Raw genomic sequence first — 17,172 nt, 5'->3', positions numbered from 1 at the left:
TAGTCGCAACACATCAGCTTGGCTAAAGTGAGGGCCATCGCTAACAAGGAATATTTCATGAGCCTGGTTGAATTGATGGCGCAGTGGTCGTTTGGTCCGGTGGACTGGCTGGTGATCGGCCTGGGGATCACCCTGGCCTATATCGTGTTTGGCATCGCCGGCTTCGGCACGGCACTGGTGGCCGGGCCGATCCTGATTATGTTCATGCCGCTGTCGAAGATCATTCCGTTGCTGGTGCTGCTGGATTTCGTCGCGGCCTTTGGCAACCTGCTGCAATCGCGGCGGGATGTGGTCAAGCCGGAACTATTGCGGTTACTGCCGTGCATGGCCATTGGCTGCACCCTTGGTGTGATCTTCTTGCTTAACCTGCATTCGGACCTGCTCCTGCTGTTGATGGGCCTGTTTATCAGCGCCTATGCCATCTACAGCCTGGCGGTAAAGGCCAAGCCCACAGCTTTGGCTGCCGGATGGTCGGTGCCCATGGGCGTAGTGGGCGGATTGTTTGGGGCCTTGTTTGGCAGTGGCGGCTTTTTGTATGCGATTTATCTGAACAGCCGCCTGCCCAAGGACGGCGCGCGAGCCACTCAAAGTGCGTTGATCAGCGCGAGCACGGTGGTACGCCTGAGTTTGTTTTTGATCGCCGGGGTGTATGCCCAATTGCCCTTGCTGCTGCTGGCGGTGTGCCTGCTGCCGGCGATGGCCCTGGGGCTGTGGGCGGGGCGCAGGTTGACCCTGCGCATGTCCCGCGAGGCGTTTGTGCGGTTGGTGACGTGGCTGGTGCTGGCCAGTGGCATAGCGTTGATTGGGCGGTATTTGAGTACTTGACCTGTGGGTGGCAGGGATTAAGCTGCCGGGCTCTAGGGCCTTATCGCGGGCAAGCCCGGCTCCCACATTGGTATGCGATCAACTGTGGGAGCCGGGCTTGCCCGCGATGAGGCCAGCAGCCACACCGCAGGACTCCCATGAATTCCCAAAGCATCCTTGTCCCGAAAATCTCCACCTTGCCCGTCCACGAACCCCGCGCCCGGGCCATCGTGCGCTGGCTGGTGCGCAAGAACATCATCAAGGAAGAGCTGACCACCTGTGGCCGCACCGGCAACCGCATGGGCTATGCCCTGGCCGACGGCGCCCGCGCCGTGGTGTTGCACCCCGAGGCGTTGCCCTTCAACGAGCCGGTCAATGGCCTGGAAATCATCTACAAGCGTTGCATCTATACCCCGGCCAAGGGGTTTCTCGAAGAAGCCGGGTGCCCGCAATGCCTTAAAGAAGTCGGCGAGGCGCTGTTCGAGAGCCTGGAGGATTGGATGCCCGGTCATACCGACAACTTCACCTGCCCGCTGTGTGGGCATGAAGATGACATCAACGGGTTTCTATTCTTGCAGGAGTGCGGCTTTTCCAACCTGGGCTTCATCTTCAACAACTGGGCCGAAGCGGGCTTCAAGCAGAGCTTTATCGACGAATTTGCCGACTGGCTCGACCAGAAGATGAGTTGGGTCAAAGTTGAATTGTAGGCGCGAGCTTGCTCGCGAAAATCGTCAACGATAACGCTGGCTGTCTGGTTTTGCGCGGTGCATTCACGCTCTTCGCGAGCGAGCTCGCTCCTACCGAAAGGCGGCGTGTTTTACCCATCTATCAGTATTACCAAGTTTGTCAGAGTTTTACATTGAGCCCGGCAGGGCGCATGTATATAATGGCGCGCTTCCATTTTCCCGCTCGGGAGCCCCCGCGATGCTGCGTATCAGCCAAGAAGCTCTGACATTCGACGACATTCTCCTAGTGCCCGGTTACTCCGAGGTGCTTCCTAACGAAGTCAGTCTCAAGACCCGCCTAACCCGTGGCATCGAGCTGAATATTCCCCTGGTTTCCGCTGCCATGGACACCGTCACCGAAGCCCGTTTGGCAATCGCCATGGCTCAGGAAGGCGGCATCGGCATCATCCACAAGAACATGACCATCGACCAGCAAGCTGCCGAAGTGCGCAAGGTCAAGCGTTATGAAGCCGGTGTGGTGAAAGATCCGATCACCATCGAAGCCGACGCCACCGTACGCGACCTGTTCGACCTGACCCGCCTGCACAACATCTCCGGTGTTCCTGTGCTGCACGATGGCGACCTGGTCGGCATCGTCACCTCCCGTGACGTGCGCTTCGAAAACCGTCTTGAAGTCACCGTCCGTGAAGTGATGACGCCTAAAGAGCGCCTGGTCACTGTCAAGGAAGGCGCCGACAAGAACGATGTGCGTGAACTGCTGCACAAGCACCGCATCGAGCGCGTGCTGATCGTCGACGACAAATTCGCCCTCAAGGGCATGATGACCGTCAACGATATCGAAAAAGCCAAGGCTTACCCGCTGGCCAGCAAGGATGACCAAGGTCGTCTGCGCGTTGGCGCCGCCGTTGGTACCGGTAAAGACACCGGCGACCGCGTTTCGGCCCTGGTCGCTGCCGGTGTTGACGTGGTGGTGGTCGACACTGCCCACGGTCACTCCAAAGGCGTGATCGACCGCGTACGCTGGGTCAAGCAGAACTTCCCTGACGTGCAGGTGATCGGCGGCAACATCGCCACCGGCGCTGCCGCCAAGGCCCTGGCCGAAGCCGGCGCTGACGCAGTCAAGGTCGGTATCGGCCCAGGCTCGATCTGCACCACGCGTATCGTCGCCGGTGTGGGCGTGCCGCAAATCAGCGCCATCGCCAATGTTGCCGCTGCCCTTGAAGGCACTGGCGTACCATTGATCGCCGACGGCGGCATCCGTTTCTCCGGTGACCTGTCCAAGGCCATCGTAGCCGGTGCTTCCTGCGTGATGATGGGCTCGATGTTCGCAGGTACCGAAGAAGCGCCAGGCGAGATCGAACTGTTCCAGGGCCGTTCCTACAAGGCTTACCGCGGCATGGGTTCGCTGGGCGCCATGTCCCAGGCGCAAGGTTCTTCCGATCGCTACTTCCAGGACTCCTCGGCAGGCGCCGAGAAGCTCGTCCCGGAAGGCATCGAAGGCCGTGTGCCGTACAAGGGCACCCTGAGCGCCATCATCCATCAACTGATGGGCGGCCTGCGTTCCTCGATGGGCTACACCGGCAGCGCCGACATCGAAGAAATGCGCACCAAGCCAGAGTTCGTACGGATCACCGGAGCCGGTATGGCTGAATCCCATGTCCACGACGTGCAGATCACCAAGGAAGCGCCAAACTACCGCGTAGGTTGAGGCTTCCAGCAAAACGTTAAGTAACCGGGGCTGTTCTTTCAGCCCCGAGTTGTTTCTGATTCATTAGACGAGACTGACTTCATGGCCCTCGACATTCACGCCCACCGTATCCTGATCCTCGACTTCGGTTCCCAGTACACCCAACTGATCGCCCGCCGCGTGCGTGAAATCGGCGTGTACTGCGAACTGCATCCGTTCGATATGGATGACGAAGCGATCCGCGAATTCGCCCCTAAAGGCGTCATCCTCGCCGGTGGCCCCGAGTCCGTGCACGAAGCCAACAGCCCGCGCTGCCCGCAAGCGGTGTTTGACCTGGGCGTGCCGGTCTTCGGTATCTGCTACGGCATGCAGACCATGGCCGAGCAACTGGGCGGCAAGGTCGAAGGCTCCGAGCTGCGTGAATTCGGTTATGCCCGTGTGGACGTGGTCGGCAAGAGCCGCCTGCTGGACGGCATCGAAGACCACGTCGACGCCGACGGCCTGTTCGGCCTCGACGTCTGGATGAGCCACGGTGACAAGGTCACCAGGATGCCGGAAGACTTCCACATCCTGGCCAGCACCCCGAGCTGCCCGATTGCCGGCATGTTCAGCGACGAGCGTCGTTACTACGGCGTGCAGTTCCACCCGGAAGTGACCCACACCAAGCAAGGCGGGCGCATCCTGTCGCGCTTCATCCTCGACATCTGCGAGTGTGAAGCCCTGTGGACCCCGTCGAAAATCGCTGAAGACGCCATCGCCAACGTGCGCGCCCAGGTCGGTACCGACAACGTGCTGCTGGGCCTGTCCGGCGGCGTTGACTCCTCCGTGGTTGCCGCGCTGCTGCACAAGGCGATTGGCGACCAACTGACCTGCGTCTTCGTCGACAACGGCCTGCTGCGCCTGCACGAAGGTGAGCAAGTGATGGCCATGTTCGCCGAGAACATGGGCGTCAAGGTGATCCGCGCCAACGCCGAGGACCAGTTCCTCAACAACCTGGCCGGCGAGTCGGACCCGGAGAAGAAGCGCAAGATCATCGGTCGCACCTTCATCGACGTCTTCGATGCCCAGTCCAATAAACTGGACAACATCAAGTACCTCGCCCAGGGCACCATCTACCCTGACGTGATCGAGTCGGCTGGCGCCAAGAGCGGCAAGGCCCACGTGATCAAGTCCCACCACAACGTGGGTGGCCTGCCTGAGGAAATGAACCTCAAGCTGGTAGAACCGCTGCGCGAACTGTTCAAGGACGAAGTCCGCCGTCTGGGCCTGGAACTGGGCCTGCCGTACGACATGGTCTACCGCCACCCATTCCCGGGCCCGGGCCTGGGCGTGCGGATCCTCGGTGAAGTGAAGAAGGAATACGCCGACCTGCTGCGTCGTGCCGACCACATCTTCATCGAAGAACTGCGCAAGGCCGACTGGTACCACAAAGTCAGCCAGGCCTTCGTGGTATTCCAACCGGTGAAATCGGTTGGCGTTGTAGGCGATGGCCGCCGCTACGCCTGGGTCGTGGCCCTGCGTGCGGTAGAAACCATCGACTTCATGACCGCCCGCTGGGCACACCTGCCGTACGAACTGCTGGAGACTGTCAGCGGCCGTATCATCAATGAGATCGAAGGTATTTCGCGCGTGACGTATGACGTGTCGAGCAAGCCGCCGGCGACGATTGAGTGGGAATGATTGGACGTCCGGGACTGACCGGCACCCAATAGCAAAAAGTACCCCGAAGCCCGCGTAATTGCGGGCTTTTGGCTTTTTTGGGCTCCCCAGGCTCGCCGATGATGGCGGTCGAGGAGGCGCAACTGCCCTGCTGCGATGCCGTACTGGATTACCGGCGGCCTTCGCACACCGGCGATTCACCGATGCGACCTTCCTTGCACAGGTCAATGTTATCGGTGCGCTTGAAACCTGCGTCTTTCATGCAATAAAACCGCGTGAGCACCTGGTCAATCGGCGTCGCGTCTCCCGTCCCTACCAGGTTGGTATAGCCGCATGCGGTCATAGCGTTTTTGACGCCCTTTTCAGCCACCCCGACCTTTTTCCAATTGGTAAATTCTGGCGGCGGCGGTTGAAAGCCTCTGCCCGTGCAGCCAACCAAGGTCACGGCGCAAACACTCAGTAACAGGCTCCTCGTGAGCATGGTGTTCTCCCTCATGGTTTGACGTGGATAAAGTGTGAGACACCGTTCGACAACAAGCAGCCGGTTGCGCAGCAAAAAAACCTGGCCTCGGCCAGGTTTTTCACTCCGTTGAACGACTCAGCGTGGCAGCCTGCTTTGCAAGCTCAACCCGGTGTTGGTGATCGCGGTGGACAGTTGGTCTAGCGTGGGGAAATGCACCTGGTGCACCAGCGGCCAGGTAGGGCGCTCGATTACGAAGCCGCCGTCGGCCAGTCGGGTGATGGGCGTGATGACGACGCTTAGATCCCGACTGCGGTGAAACAGCCTGTACGAACCTTGCGTCTCATCGATCAGGTACATGCCCTTGCGAAACAGCAATTGCCGGTTTTGCAGCTCCGTGCGCTGCACGGGTGGTGCCTCGACCTGTACCCGCAGGTCGGCGTGCAGGGTATTGAAGGGGACGCTCATGTGTTCGTCCGGCTCCATCGTGTCGTGATCCACCGGCGCGCCTGGATCTACCCGTATATCGTGGCCTTCCCCTGGGTACACCTCCTCAATACGCACTCCGATCCCGCCCTCCAGTTCGCTGATGCCGGCCAGCTCCCTGAACGTGTTGGTGCTGGTCGGCGCGGTCATGACCAGCCATTTGCCACCACCGTTCAAGGCTTTGTCGGCGTTGATAATCCGGTGGGCCAGGTAGTTGCGCGCCATTTGCGCCGAGCGGTCGACCAGCGGGTCTGTGTATTTGTAGTGCGCGGCGCAGTCGATGGCCTGCACGCGAATGCCGTTGCTCCTGGCTGTCTTGATCAGTTGCAGTTCGTTGAATTGTTCTGCGGGGTCGGTGCTCATCGCCTCCAGGCTGTCCTGCAGCTCTTCTGACATTGACCCGCTCTGGAAGTAGCGATTGAGGTCGTCCTGGGCAAAGTCGTTGAGCAGACGCCGCATGTACAGGGTTCTGACGCCCTTGCGCGCGAGCAGGGGGATGTTCTCGATGATCAGGCGCGTACTGGTGATGCGGTCCAGGGTTTCGCCGATAACCAGCCCCGGCAGGTCGTGCGGTAGTTGTTCTATCAGTTCGCTGAACGAGGTTTGCGGGGGCACGATGGGAACGCTCGGGCGCGGCGGCAAGCGACTCCAGGAGAGTTCGCGGTAGAAGGCTTTGGCCGAGTCCAGCAGCCTGGCGTGGGTGGAGCCGAAGTAGAAATTGTAGCGATCGAGGTTCAGGAAGCGGCTGTCGATATGGATTTCAATGATCCCCAGCGCCCATTCCTTCAATTGGTGGCGGATCGATGGGCGGGCGTCGAACTCGGTGGTTACCCTGCCAATCGCACTCGATGTTCCAGGCTCGGCGGCGCCGGCATCGGCCACCGGTTTGACCTTGACCTTGGCCGCCTTGCTGGAGTTGCCGCCTCCGCCCTTCAAGCCGCGGCTGCCAGATACGGGCTCCCACTCATCCAGTGCGTTCAAGCGCACCGGTACCGTTGCGGTGAATCCCTGCGGGTTGGCCGGGTCGACAATGACCCAGTAGCCCGGGCCATTCAGGTCACTTTCGTAGCGTACGTAGTAGGCCATGTCGTTCATCAGGATGGCGTGTTGAGGCATGCCATTTGAGGTTTTCAGGGTGTAGACCTGAAAGAACTTGCCCGGCGTGGTGTCAGGGGGCGCGCCTTCGAGAATCAGGTTGGCCTCGTAATGGGCCGGCACCATCAGCTTGGGTTCCACTACCTCCAGGACCGTAGCGGGCGGTGGGGCGAGTGGCTCCACCGGTGCTGGGGCAAAACGCTCCGGGGTCTCGACGATTTCCGGCAGTACCCCGTCGGCCTTCAACAGGCTCAGGTTGAACAGGGTGTCGATGGCACTGAAAACCGCTCCTTGTTCGCCTGCGCGGCGCTCGGCCAGGGTTTTGCCATTGATCGCCTGGTCGATATTAAGCCCCAGGTTGGCCGTGCTGGCGCCGAGTACCACCAGGGCCACCGGCCCGCCGACCACAGCCATCGGGCCGAAGACTTTACTGAAGGCGTTCAGGTAGCCGATCCACAGTTTCTTGCGCAGGTCGCCGTTGCTGTGCAGGCAGAAGTCGGCGTCATTTTGCATGCGCGCCTTGCTGGCCTGGGCGAGCCAAGTGAACGCATCGCCGTCGATGGTCGTGTCCGCCTGGTTGATCAGGTGGTGATTCCACTGGCCCCAGGTCACGAACAGCTGATTGATGTTCGCATTGAGCCCCTTGTCCACCCAGTCGGCTGGCAGTGTGCCGGTCAGGGCCTGGGCGGTGCGATAGATCAGGACCGGCGTCAGCAGCATCTGTTTCCAGGTCACCGCATCGGTGTCGTCTTGTTGGATCTGCGCCGAGAGCGGGAAGTGGGTCATGAACTGTGCGCGGTTATCCGGATGATTGGTTTGGCACAACAACCAGAAATGCAGGTCAGCCGGTGTGCTGAAGCAATGAAAGGCTTGGGCTTGGCCGGGCACATAGAGGATCTGCCGGCCGTCGCGGTCGATGATGCGCAGGATATCGCTGGCAACATGCCCGCCAATGTCCAGCGCCGCCAACCTCAGGCCTGGCATGGCAGGGGCGCTGGCCTGCAGGTTGGATAAGGTCGGGGGCCAGTCCAGGCCGTTGGCGGCGGCCTTGATCACGTTCTGGAACTGCACCTCGGTCAACTGGTCGGCCTGCCGGGCTTGCAGGGCGCTGGCGAGGAAATTGACCTTGCACAGGGTTCGGAAGTCGTCTTGGTGTGTGTGCCAGAAGCTGTCCATGCGGGTGCTGTAGCGGTCGCTGAAGTTGATGTCCCAGAAGTCGTTGAGCACCGCTCTGGCAGACAGGCGCACCTCGTTGCGGTGATCAAAAACCCGTGCTTCGGGGCCCACGCTGTAGAAGCCGCCGTCACCGTCGAGCAGGTCCGCGTTGTCCTGATCGTGAAGGCTGAAACGGTGAATCACCAGTTGCGGCAGGGTCATGGACTCCAACGGTTTCTCGTTGTGGATCCAGCCGGTAAATGCCTGGCCGTCACCAATGCCGCCCTTGAATCGATGCCAGTACACGTGGTCGGGGTCCAGGCCCGCGAGGTCGTGCCTGGCGAGAATCTCGCGGGCTGTGTCGGTCGCCATCGCCTGCATGTTCGGGCACGCGTCGAGCACTATAGGTGCCAGGGCCTTGAGCTGGCGCTGGGCGGCGGGGGATGTATCGATCATCGGCATGTCGTTCTCCTGTGGCTAGAGAGAAAAAGCATGCCGGGGTTGTTGTGGGGGGCAGGGGTAGATAGTTAGCGCCGCGCAATATCTGAAAAGTAAAACTTATCCAACGTATGCCGCGATTCGGTGTACTCGAACTGCCGCCCATCCTGCAAAAACGTCTGGTTACTCACCACAATCACATGGCTCTGGCCGTCGAGGTCCAAGTGCGCCTGGTCGTCCTTGCTGCGGGGCAGGGCTTCGATGGTGCGCTGGGCGTAGCTGATCTGCAGTTGCAGCGTCTGCTCGATAAACGCGTAGATCGACTGTTCGGCAATCGTCTGGTCCAGGCCCGGGATCAGGTCGGCGACGAAGTGGTTGATGTCGAGGATCACCCGTTTGCCGCCGATGCGCCGCACTCGCTTGATGCGCGTGATCAGGGTGCCGGGCTCGGCCTCGATATGCTGCTGCAGGGAGCCTTCCAGGGGCAGTTGAGTGAATTCGACCACTTCGGTGCGTACGTCATCGCCCAGGTCTGCGTGGGTTTCGTGGAAGCTGACGATGCCCCCCAGTTGGAACTCAATCGGGTTGGGCGACAGCACGAACGTGCCCTTGCCATGGATTTTTTGCGCGAACCCACGCTCCTGCAATTGCTCGATGGCCCGACGCACGGTGCCACGGCTGGCCTGGTAGGCGTCCATCAATTCGGTTTCAGAGGGAAGGCGCGTGCCGCGTTGCAGGCGTTCGGTGGTGATGCTGGCAAGCAGATCCGTATAGATCTGGTTGTATTTGCTCATGGGGATGGCTCTGTGCCCGACTTGATCATTCAAGGCAGGAACCTTAGTGGCACAGGTGGAGTTTGTCCATTGGACCCTCGGATATCGCCAATCCCTGTAGGAGCGAGCTTGCTCGCGAAAAACGTCAACGATAACGCGAAAAACCAGACACCCCGCGCTGCCCTCAGGTTCTTCGCGAGCAAGCTCGCTCCTACAAAAGAGGTCATCGGATATTTTTGTAACTCGTACAGACGAGTTGTTGCTTTAACTCGTCTGTACGAGTACTTTTGCCCTCGGCGTGCTGCCAATAACAAAAATCTAAAGTGGAAGAACAAGCATGAGCCACGACTATTCCAACATTGCCCGCGAGATCCTCGAACATCTCGGGGGCAGCGACAACCTTGAGCAAGCGGCCCACTGCGTGACGCGCCTGCGCCTGGCGCTCAAGGACCCAAGCCTGGTCAACGCCAGTGCATTGAACCAGGTCGATCTGGTCAAAGGCTCGTTCTTCACCGGCGGCCTGTTCCAGGTCGTCATCGGCCCTGGCGAAGTAGAAAAGGTCTACGCCGCCCTGCGCGAACAGACCGGCCTTGCCGCCGCCACCATCGCCGATGTGAAGAAGAAGGGCGCCGACAAGACCAACGCCCTGCAGCGCCTGGTTCGCGTGTTCTCCGACGTGTTCATGCCGATCCTGCCGGCGCTGATCATTGCCGGCCTGCTGATGGGCATCAACAACCTGATGGGCGCCAAAGGCATGTTCATCGAGGGCCAGACTTTGCTGGAGGCCTATCCGAACCTGGATGGCCTGTGGAGCCTGATCAACCTGATGGCCAACACCTCGTTCGTGTTCCTGCCGGCGCTGGTGGGCTGGTCGGCGGCCAAGCGCTTTGGCGGCAGTGAAATCCTCGGCATCGTACTCGGCCTGATGCTGGTGCACCCGGACCTGCTCAACGCCTGGAACTACGGCAAGGCAGTGGCCGGGCTCGACGGCCAGAGCCTGCCGTACTTCGATATTTTTGGCTGGTTCCAGATCGAGAAAGTGGGTTATCAGGGCCAGATCCTGCCGATCCTGATGGCCGCCTATGTCATGAGCGTGATTGAGAAGTGGCTGCGGGCGCGCGTGCCCAATGCCATCCAATTGCTCGTGGTGCCGATCACCACCATCGTCGTCACCGGCGTGCTGGCCCTGGCGATTATCGGCCCGGTCACCCGTCACCTCGGCATCCTGATCACCGAAGGCGTCGTCACGTTATTCGACCTGGCGCCGATGGTCGGCGGGGCGATTTTCGGCCTGCTGTATGCGCCGCTGGTGATCACCGGCATGCACCACATGTTCCTCGCCGTGGACCTGCAACTGATCTCGACCCAGGGCGGCACATTTATCTGGCCGATGATCGTCATGTCCAACCTGGCCCAGGGCAGTGCCGCGCTCGGAGTGTTCTACATGAGCCGCAATGCACGGGACAAAAGCATGGCCTCGACCTCGGCGATTTCTGCCTACTTCGGCATCACTGAACCGGCGATGTTTGGGGTGAACCTGCGCTTCAAGTTCCCGTTCTATGCCGCGTTGCTCGGCTCGGCGCTGGGCAGCATTTTCCTCTCACTGAACAAGGTCCAGGCCTCGGCCATCGGCGTCGGTGGTTTGCCTGGGTTTATCTCGATCATCCCGCAGTACATCCCAAGCTTCGTCATCGGCATGGTTATCGCGATTGTGGTGCCGTTTGTTTTGACCTGTGGGTTGAGCATGAAGATCGTGCGGCCGGGTTATCGCGTCGCCTGATCGATCGCTTTCGCAGGCAAGCCAGCTCCCACAGGGGGATGCATTTCAAATGTGGGAGCGGGCTTGCCCGCGATGAGGCCCGCAAGGCCAGCACATAACTCTACTGAAGGAACCCACCATGCAAGACTGGCAACACTCGGTGATCTACCAGATCTACCCAAAAAGCTTCCACAGCCATGCGGGTAACGCCACCGGTGACCTGCTGGGCATCGTGGACAAACTCGATTACCTCCAATGGCTAGGTGTCGATTGCCTGTGGATCACCCCGTTCCTGCGCTCGCCCCAGCGCGACAACGGCTACGACATCAGCGACTACTACGCCATCGATCCCAGCTACGGGACCATGGCCGACTGCGACCTGCTGATCGGCGAAGCCGCCAAGCGCGGGATCAAGCTGATGCTCGACATCGTGGTCAACCACACCTCCATCGAGCACGAATGGTTCCAGCAGGCGCGCAGCAGCCTCGACAACCCGTACCGCGACTTCTACATCTGGCGCGACCAGCCGAACAACTGGGAGTCCAAGTTCGGCGGCTCGGCCTGGGAATACGAGGCGCAGACCGGCCAGTACTTCCTGCACCTGTTCGACCACACCCAGGCCGACCTCAATTGGGACAACCCCAAGGTGCGCGCCGAAGTCTACAAACTCATGTGCTTCTGGCGTGACAAAGGCGTGGGCGGTTTCCGCCTGGACGTGATCAACCTGATTTCCAAGCCGGCGGACTTTCCCGAAGACAACAGCGATGGCCGGCGCTTCTACACCGATGGTCCGCACGTGCACGAGTACTTGCAGGAAATGCACCGCGAAGTGTTCGAAGGCCACGACCTGATCAACGTTGGCGAGATGTCATCCACCAGCCTCGAGCACTGCATTCGCTACTCGCGCCCGGAGTCGAAAGAGCTGTCGATGACCTTCAACTTTCATCATCTGAAAGTGGATTACCCCAACCTGCAAAAATGGGTGCGCGCCGACTTCGACTTCCTGCAACTCAAGCAGATTCTCTCTGACTGGCAACTGGGCATGCAGGCCGGTGGCGGGTGGAATGCGCTGTTCTGGTGTAACCATGACCAGCCGCGGGTGGTCTCGCGATTTGGTGATGACGGCGAGTACCGCGTGGTCTCGGCCAAGATGCTCGCCACCGCCTTGCACTTTCTGCAGGGCACGCCGTTTGTGTACCAGGGCGAAGAGCTGGGCATGACCAATCCGGGGTTCGACCAGATCGGGCAGTACCGCGATGTCGAGACCCTGAACATCTACCGCCTCAAGCGCGATGCGGGCGAGTCGCAAGCGTCAAGCATGGCCGCCATCATGCAAAAGTCCCGGGATAACGGGCGCACGCCGATGCAATGGAACGGCCAGGCAAATGCCGGCTTCAGCAGCGGTGAACCGTGGATTGGCATCCCGGCCAATGCGGCGCAGATCAATGTGCAGAGCCAGTTGGATGACCCGGATTCGGTGCTGCATCACTACCGGGCGCTGATCGCCTTGCGTCGCCTTGAGCCGCTGATCCAGCAGGGCGTGTACTGCCAACTGTTGTGCGATCACGCCAAAGTCTGGGCGTATCTGCGTGAAGGCCATGGCGAGCGCCTGCTGGTGCTGAACAACTTCTACGGCCAGCCCTGCGAGATCCAACTGCCTGGCCAAGTGATCAGCGCGGCGAGCGCGCAACGGCTGCTGATCAGCAACTACCCCGACTGCCCGGTGCGCACCGACAGCATCACCTTGCGCCCATACGAGTCTTTTGTGCTGCACCTGACCGACTGACATTCCCCTTTTTGTAGGCGCGAGCTTGCTCGCGAAAAACTTCAAAGCGCCGCGTGCATCCGCAATGCCCACGTCACCGTTGACGATTTTCGCGAGCAAGCTCGCTCCTACAGAATCGCGTTACACACAATAAGAAAAAAGGAGCGCTTCATGAAAACAACAATAAAGCTGGGCCTCGCTGCATCCTGTCTGACGTTGCCCCTGGCGGCCCACGCCCTGGAATTCGCCGGCTATCTGCGCAGTGGTGCCGGCACCTCGACCGGCAGCGGCCCGCAGCAGTGTTTCCAACTGCCGGGCGCCCAATCCAAATATCGCCTGGGCAACGAATGCGAACAATACGCCGAGTTGGAGTTACGCCAGGACCTGTTCACCCTCGACGACGGCTCGGTGCTGAGCGTCGATGCCATGGCCTCGCTGTACAACAAGTACGACCGCGAACTGAAGTTCCAGGGCGAAAACAATGGTTCGGCCCGCATGCCGCAGATGTATGCGCAGTGGTCGAACATGCCCAGCCTCAACGGCGGTTCACTGTGGGCCGGCCGGCGCTACTACAAACGAAATGACATCCATATTTCCGACTTCTACTACTGGAACCAGAGCGCCACCGGCGGCGGTATCGAGGACGTGCTGATTGGCGATCTGAAATACAGCTACGCCCTGTCGCGCAAGGACAACCTGTACCAGAAGGAATACGCCACCCGTCACGACTTCAACGTCGCAGGCTTCAAGACCAACCCTGGCGGGGAGCTGGAGTTGGGCCTGAGTTACATCGAACAGGCTGGCGGGCGCGATACCCACAGCGGCTGGGCCCTGACTGCCCAGCATGTGCAGGCGGCCTTCCTCGGCGGCAAGAACAAGTTTGCCCTGCAGTACGGTGAAGGGCCGGGCACGGGCCTTGGCTACACCGGGAATACGGCATTGGAACGCAGCAGCAAAAGCTACCGCGCGGTGGAGTTTTTTGACTGGCAAGTGACCCCGCGTTTCGGTGGCCAGGTCGAGGCGGTGTACCAGAAAGATGTGCGCCCAGGCAGCCAGGACCAGACCTGGATGTCCATTGGTGTGCGCCCGGCGTATGCCATCAGCGAACAGTTCAAGCTGGTCACCGAGCTGGGCCATGACCAAGTGGATGCCAGCGGCGGCACGCGCAAGCTCAGCAAGTTCACGTTCGCCCCGACCTGGTCGCCCAAAGGTCCGGATTTCTGGGCGCGGCCGGAAGTGCGCTTGTACTACACCTATGCCACCTGGAACCAGGCGGCCAAGCGTGCGGCCAATGAACTGGCGGCGGGTTCGGCGTTGTCCGACAGCGGCTCCTACGGCAGTGCGCGGCACGGTTCCAACTTCGGTGTGCAGGTCGAATACTGGTGGAAATAAATACGGCCGATGTAGTGACCCCTTATGTGGGAGCTGGCTTGCCAGCCATGGCGGCCCCTCGGTCTTTGGCAGAGACCGAGTCGTCAGCGTCGCCGGCAAGCCGGCCCCTACGGGGATTTGCATTCACCCATGATTTTTACAGAACCAAACAGCAGGTGATGTCATGACCACAACTCAACCCCTGGAACTGCTGGCGCCCCTGGCCGGGGTGCTGTTGCCCCTGGACCAGGTGCCGGATCCGGTGTTCTCCAGCCGCCTGATTGGCGACGGCGTGTGTATCGATCCCACCTCGCAGACCCTCTGCGCGCCGCTGGCCGGGGTGATCAGCAATATCCAGGACAGTGGTCATGCGGTCAGCGTCACTGACGACCACGGCGTGCAGGTGTTGATGCATATCGGCCTGGATACCGTGAACCTGGCGGGCAAGGGGTTCACTCGGCTGGTCGAGGAAGGCCAGCGGGTGGTGGCCGGGCAACCGCTGATCGAGTTTGATGCCGACTACATCGCCCTCAATGCCCGCAGTTTGCTGACCCTGATGCTGGTGGTCAGCGGCGAGCCATTTGCGCTGCTGGCGGCGGCTACGGGGCTGGTTGAAGCCGGGCAACCGTTGCTGCGCGTGACGCCTGCAATAGGTGCTGCCAATGACGCGGAAGAAGAGGGCGACGCCCTGTTTTCCAAGCCCCTGACGCTGCCCAATGCCAACGGCCTGCATGCCCGTCCGGCGGCCGTGCTGGCCCAGGCCGCAAAGGGGTTCAAGGCGAGCATCTGCCTGCACAAGCAAACCCAGAGCGCCAACGCCAAGTCATTGGTGGCGATCATGGGCCTGCAAACAGTGCGCGGCGATACCCTGCAAGTGAGTGCGGCGGGGGCGGATGCGGCGGCGGCGATCGAGGCGTTGGTCGCGTTGTTGGCCCAAGGGTGCGGCGAAGCGGTGGCCGTGGTGGCCGAGGCCATCGCACCGCTGTCATCGGCAACGGTGTTGCGGGGCGTGTGCGCATCGCCAGGCTCGGCGTTTGGCCACGTGGTTCAGGTCACCGAGCCTGAGCTGAACGTGACTGAAAAGGGCACTGGCGAGCCCCCGGAACGTGCCGCGCTGACGCGCGCTCTACAGGCTGCAGCCCAAGCACTGCAAGCGCTACAGGACAAGGCATCGGGGAGCGCCCAGGCGCAGATTTTTGGTGCCCATCGGGAATTGCTCGAAGACCCGACCCTGCTGGAACACGCCCACGGTCTGCTGGCCCAAGGCAAGAGCGCGGCCTTCGCCTGGAACAGCGCCACCCTCGCCACCGCTGCACTGTTCGAGCAATCCGGCAGCCTACTGCTGGCCGAGCGTGCCGCCGATATGGCGGATGTTGGCCAGCGGGTGCTCAAGCTGATCCTCGGGGTCCAGGACGGCGCCTGGGATTTGCCGGAGCAGGCCATCCTGATTGCCGAGCAATTGACCCCCTCGCAAACCGCCAGCCTCGACCCGGCCAAGGTGTTGGGGTTTATCACCGTGGCCGGAGGGGCCACCAGCCACGTCGCCATACTTGCTCGCGCTCTTGGCTTGCCGGCGATTTGCGGTGTGCCGGTCCAGGTCCTGGCGATACCCGATGGCTCGCCAGTGTTGCTGGACGCCGACAAAGGCGAACTGCACCTCGAGCCGGACCCGGGGGTGATCGAGACGCTGCGGGCCGCGCGCGAGCAGCAGGTTGTGCGCCATCAACGCGATGTACAGCAGGCTGCCTTGGCCGCCACCACTCGCGACGGTCATCATATTGAAGTGACGGCCAACGTCGCTTCGCTGCAAGAGGTACAGCAAGCCCTGGCGCTGGGAGCCGAGGGGGTGGGGCTGTTGCGCTCGGAGTTTCTCTATCTGGACCGCAACCGCGCGCCGAGCCCGCAGGAACAGGCCCAGACCTACAGCGCCATTGCCGGTGTGCTGGGCCCCGAGCGCAATCTGGTGGTGCGCACCCTTGATGTGGGCGGTGACAAACCCTTGGCCTATGTGCCGATGGACAGCGAGACCAATCCATTTCTAGGCCTGCGCGGGATTCGCTTGTGCCTGGAACGTCCCGAGTTGTTGCGCGAGCAGTTCCGGGCAATCCTGGCCAGCGCGGGCTTGGCGCGGTTGCACATCATGTTGCCGATGGTCAGCCTGCTGTCGGAGCTGCGCCAGGCCCGCGAGATCCTGGAAGAACAAGCGCTGGCCCTGGGGCTTAGCGAATTGCCGAAACTGGGGATCATGATCGAGGTGCCGTCGGCCGCGTTGATGGCGGATGTGTTTGCGCCCCATGTGGATTTTTTCTCCATTGGTACCAATGACCTGACCCAATACACCCTGGCCATGGACCGCGACCATCCACGCCTGGCCAGCCAGGCCGACAGTTTTCACCCGGCGGTGCTGCGCCTGATCGACACCACGGTCAAGGCCGCCCACGCCCATGGCAAGTGGGTGGGCGTATGTGGCGCGCTGGCGTCCGAGGCGCTGGCGGTGCCGATGCTGATCGGGCTGGGGGTGGACGAACTGTCCGTCAGCGTGCCGCTGATCCCCAGTATCAAGGCCACCGTGCGCGAGCTGGACCTGGCGGATTGCCAGATCATCGCCCGCCAGGTCCTGGGCCTTGAAGAAGCCGGCCAAGTGCGCGAGGCCTTGCGCCTTTACCACACGGCGACTGTAGAAACTTTACCTGTCGTGGAGCATTGAGCATGTTCGAGAAATTACAGCGGGCGTTCTGGAAGGCCCTGACACCGGACCTGGTGGCCGAAACGCCGAGCACCGAGCCTGCGGCTGACGCGATGTTGGCGCCGGCGGTGTTGAGTGCGCTGGGTGGGGCGATAAATCTGAAGTCGCAACAGCGAGTGGCTTTGACGCGGATCCGGGTTCAGCTACAGGACTCGACACGAATGGACGAGGTGGCGCTAAAGACGGCGGGTATCACGGCGGTGATGGTGCTGGCAGGCGGGGTGGTGCATCTGATCACTGGCCTGTAGAACACCACAAAATAAATGTGGGAGCGGGCTTGCTCGCGAA

The 17,172-nt window shown here is 61.2% G+C and carries 12 protein-coding genes; 9 read left to right on the top strand and 3 right to left on the bottom strand.

The features are described from left to right. Positions 1–57 precede the first annotated feature (57 nt). The 4 genes from HKK57_RS04360 (at position 58) to guaA (ending at position 4,857) form a co-directional block, all read left to right on the top strand. The gene (locus HKK57_RS04360; protein ID WP_070994744.1) at positions 58–825 is read left to right on the top strand and encodes a sulfite exporter TauE/SafE family protein; all 768 of its coding nucleotides are present in this window, start codon (positions 58–60) and stop codon (positions 823–825) included. A gap of 137 nt (positions 826–962) precedes the next feature. Continuing rightward, on the top strand, positions 963–1,511 hold the full coding sequence (locus HKK57_RS04355; RefSeq protein ID WP_104911681.1) for a sugar ABC transporter ATPase: 549 nt from the start codon (positions 963–965) through the stop codon (positions 1,509–1,511). A 217-nt stretch (positions 1,512–1,728) separates the two neighbouring features. After that, positions 1,729–3,198 (top strand): IMP dehydrogenase, encoded by a 1,470-nt coding sequence (guaB, locus tag HKK57_RS04350; protein ID WP_070994746.1) that lies wholly within the window; start codon positions 1,729–1,731, stop codon positions 3,196–3,198. An 81-nt stretch (positions 3,199–3,279) separates the two neighbouring features. Next, positions 3,280–4,857, top strand: a complete 1,578-nt coding sequence (guaA, locus tag HKK57_RS04345; RefSeq protein ID WP_029298509.1) for a glutamine-hydrolyzing GMP synthase — start codon at positions 3,280–3,282, stop codon at positions 4,855–4,857. A gap of 148 nt (positions 4,858–5,005) precedes the next feature. Here guaA and HKK57_RS04340 read toward each other — a convergent pair whose 3' ends face one another. From HKK57_RS04340 to treR, 3 genes are all read right to left on the bottom strand, one after another. Beyond that, on the bottom strand, positions 5,006–5,317 hold the full coding sequence (locus tag HKK57_RS04340; RefSeq protein ID WP_169391175.1) for a hypothetical protein: 312 nt from the start codon (positions 5,315–5,317) through the stop codon (positions 5,006–5,008). A gap of 117 nt (positions 5,318–5,434) precedes the next feature. Continuing rightward, positions 5,435–8,494, bottom strand: coding sequence for a membrane-targeted effector domain-containing toxin (locus HKK57_RS04335; protein ID WP_169389821.1), 3,060 nt, complete (start codon positions 8,492–8,494; stop codon positions 5,435–5,437). A 65-nt stretch (positions 8,495–8,559) separates the two neighbouring features. Beyond that, a complete protein-coding gene (treR, locus tag HKK57_RS04330; RefSeq protein ID WP_029298502.1) occupies positions 8,560–9,264 on the bottom strand; it encodes a trehalose operon repressor in 705 nt (234 codons plus the stop codon). A gap of 316 nt (positions 9,265–9,580) precedes the next feature. Between treR and treP the strand changes: the two genes are divergently transcribed. The 5 genes from treP (at position 9,581) to HKK57_RS04305 (ending at position 17,132) form a co-directional block, all read left to right on the top strand. After that, positions 9,581–11,023 (top strand): PTS system trehalose-specific EIIBC component, encoded by a 1,443-nt coding sequence (gene treP, locus HKK57_RS04325; protein WP_029298500.1) that lies wholly within the window; start codon positions 9,581–9,583, stop codon positions 11,021–11,023. Between the two features lie 118 nt (positions 11,024–11,141). After that, the gene (treC, locus tag HKK57_RS04320) at positions 11,142–12,788 is read left to right on the top strand and encodes an alpha,alpha-phosphotrehalase (protein ID WP_169389820.1); all 1,647 of its coding nucleotides are present in this window, start codon (positions 11,142–11,144) and stop codon (positions 12,786–12,788) included. 150 nt (positions 12,789–12,938) lie between these two features. Further along, positions 12,939–14,159, top strand: coding sequence for a maltoporin (locus tag HKK57_RS04315; RefSeq protein ID WP_029298493.1), 1,221 nt, complete (start codon positions 12,939–12,941; stop codon positions 14,157–14,159). 163 nt (positions 14,160–14,322) lie between these two features. Continuing rightward, a complete protein-coding gene (ptsP, locus tag HKK57_RS04310) occupies positions 14,323–16,845 on the top strand; it encodes a phosphoenolpyruvate--protein phosphotransferase (protein ID WP_169389819.1) in 2,523 nt (840 codons plus the stop codon). A 2-nt stretch (positions 16,846–16,847) separates the two neighbouring features. Continuing rightward, complete coding sequence (locus HKK57_RS04305) at positions 16,848–17,132, top strand: PTS transporter subunit EIIB (protein WP_133715836.1); 285 nt, start codon at positions 16,848–16,850, stop codon at positions 17,130–17,132. The last annotated feature ends 40 nt before the right edge of the window (positions 17,133–17,172 follow it).

Origin of the sequence: Pseudomonas sp. ADAK21 (assembly GCF_012935735.1) — a bacterium.
GTDB lineage: Bacteria > Pseudomonadota > Gammaproteobacteria > Pseudomonadales > Pseudomonadaceae > Aquipseudomonas > Aquipseudomonas proteolytica.
This window is presented reverse-complemented; position numbering and strand designations above follow the sequence as displayed.

Coding starts and splice junctions, on each gene's coding strand:
- HKK57_RS04360 (WP_070994744.1), top strand. CDS start 58: ATGAGCCTGGTTGAATTGATGGCGCAGTGGTCGTTTGGTCCGGTGGAC.
- HKK57_RS04355 (WP_104911681.1), top strand. CDS start 963: ATGAATTCCCAAAGCATCCTTGTCCCGAAAATCTCCACCTTGCCCGTC.
- guaB (WP_070994746.1), top strand. CDS start 1,729: ATGCTGCGTATCAGCCAAGAAGCTCTGACATTCGACGACATTCTCCTA.
- guaA (WP_029298509.1), top strand. CDS start 3,280: ATGGCCCTCGACATTCACGCCCACCGTATCCTGATCCTCGACTTCGGT.
- HKK57_RS04340 (WP_169391175.1), bottom strand. CDS start 5,317: ATGCTCACGAGGAGCCTGTTACTGAGTGTTTGCGCCGTGACCTTGGTT.
- HKK57_RS04335 (WP_169389821.1), bottom strand. CDS start 8,494: ATGCCGATGATCGATACATCCCCCGCCGCCCAGCGCCAGCTCAAGGCC.
- treR (WP_029298502.1), bottom strand. CDS start 9,264: ATGAGCAAATACAACCAGATCTATACGGATCTGCTTGCCAGCATCACC.
- treP (WP_029298500.1), top strand. CDS start 9,581: ATGAGCCACGACTATTCCAACATTGCCCGCGAGATCCTCGAACATCTC.
- treC (WP_169389820.1), top strand. CDS start 11,142: ATGCAAGACTGGCAACACTCGGTGATCTACCAGATCTACCCAAAAAGC.
- HKK57_RS04315 (WP_029298493.1), top strand. CDS start 12,939: ATGAAAACAACAATAAAGCTGGGCCTCGCTGCATCCTGTCTGACGTTG.
- ptsP (WP_169389819.1), top strand. CDS start 14,323: ATGACCACAACTCAACCCCTGGAACTGCTGGCGCCCCTGGCCGGGGTG.
- HKK57_RS04305 (WP_133715836.1), top strand. CDS start 16,848: ATGTTCGAGAAATTACAGCGGGCGTTCTGGAAGGCCCTGACACCGGAC.